Below are 1,494 nucleotides of genomic sequence, written 5' to 3'. Positions count from 1 at the left end.
CAGGCCGGCAGCCCGGCGACAATTGATGCGGACCTCGTCGTTCACGGCGCCGGACGGATCCCGGACCTGTCCCGGCTGAACCTCGAAGAGGCCTATATACCGTACGGCGAACATGGCGTGGAAGTCGCCGGCCACCTGCAAAGCACGATGAACCCTGCTGTCTACGCCGCGGGTGATTCCGCTGACACCCCGGGGATGCCGCTGACCCCGGTGGCCGTGATCGAAGCGAAAGTAGCCGCTTCCAACATGCTCAAATCCGGTTCCATAGTTCCCAACTACGCCGCGATTCCGACAACAGTTTTCACGATCCCCGAACTCGTCCGCCTCGGGATGCTCGAACACGAAGCCAGGGACAGCGGCCTGGATGTGGAGGTCCGCTACACCGATACCAGTGGTTGGTACTCAAACTACCGGATCGGCGAAACCACCGGCGCGACCAAAATCCTGATCAATAAAGCAAACGACCGCATCATCGGCGCGCACTTGTTCGGAGCCGGATACGCCGAACTAGCCAACACCATCAGCCTGGCCATGAAAAACGGCCTGACCACCCGTCAACTGAAATCGACGACCGCCACCTACCCCTCAATCGGATCGGATCTAGGCTCAATGATCTGACACCGGCGAAAAGCGACCCGTATCCGACCATTGATGCGACCCTTCAACCAAGATCGCGGAGCGTTTATCAGCCCACGATTGGCGGTTGTTTGCAGCTCCGTCGTCGGTTTTCGCCATCCCGAGAACCGAGTCCTCGCCGCGATAGCTGCAGCGTCTGTCGGGTTCGCAGTTTTAGGTGACTAGTTTCGCGTAGACGACGTAGTTGTCGTCGAATTCGCCGGTGTCCGGGTCGTAGCCGTCGCAGGTGATCAGGCGTAGTTCGGATCCTTCGGTGTTGCCGTAGACCGTTTGGGTTGGGAACTGGTTTTTGGGGTACTGCTCGCCGCGGTCGAAGACGAAGGTTGCTGTGGTGCCGTCTTCGCGGGCGACGTCGATAGTGTCGCCGGCCTTGAGGCTGCGTAGGTCCGCGAAGACGCCGGGGCCTGCGTCGGTGGCGTTGACGTGGCCGAGCAGGACAGCTGGTCCGCGTTCCCCGGGGGTGGGGGAGTCGTTGTACCAGCTCGCGGGTGCACCGGGTCCATCGGGGGGAACCTCGAGGGATCCGTTGTTACGCAGCCCGAGGTTAAGGAGTTCTGATCCGGCGCCGATGGAGGGGATGCTGAATGAAACCGGGGCTGACTCGGGCAGGACCGGCAACTGGGTCGGAGCGGGGGCTGCGGCAACGGGAGTTTCAGGTGCGGGCGGTGCAGTTGTCTGGGCGGGAGTTGGCACCGCGGGCGTGGAGGAAACCGTCGGCGGTGACGCCGTTTCCTGGCTTTGGGGCGGGGTTTCTGTTGCGCAGCCTGTGAGGATGAGGGCGGCAACTGCTGCTGAGGCAAAGTACCCTCCGCGACGTCCGCTGGATGATCTAAGCATGGTGGGCTTGTCCAATCAGTT

At 62.0% G+C, this 1,494-nt stretch carries 2 protein-coding genes; one reads left to right on the top strand and one right to left on the bottom strand.

Translation table 11 applies throughout. The annotated features are described in order from the left end of the window. A partial coding sequence (locus tag IWX65_RS17540; RefSeq protein ID WP_196884834.1) for an FAD-dependent oxidoreductase occupies positions 1 to 618 on the top strand: 618 nt, incomplete at its 5' end. Between the two features lie 171 nt (positions 619 to 789). On the opposite strand, the gene IWX65_RS17535 is transcribed toward IWX65_RS17540, so the two are convergent. After that, on the bottom strand, positions 790 to 1,473 hold the full coding sequence (locus IWX65_RS17535) for a class F sortase (RefSeq protein WP_196884833.1): 684 nt from the start codon (positions 1,471 to 1,473) through the stop codon (positions 790 to 792). Positions 1,474 to 1,494: the final 21 nt, after the last annotated feature.

This window comes from Arthrobacter sp. CAN_A214 (assembly GCF_015751955.1).
Classification (GTDB): Bacteria; Actinomycetota; Actinomycetes; order Actinomycetales; family Micrococcaceae; genus Arthrobacter_D.
This window is presented reverse-complemented; position numbering and strand designations above follow the sequence as displayed.

Excerpts from the sequence above, each read along its gene's own strand:
- IWX65_RS17535 (WP_196884833.1), bottom strand. The coding sequence starts at position 1,473 with ATGCTTAGATCATCCAGCGGACGTCGCGGAGGGTACTTTGCCTCAGCA.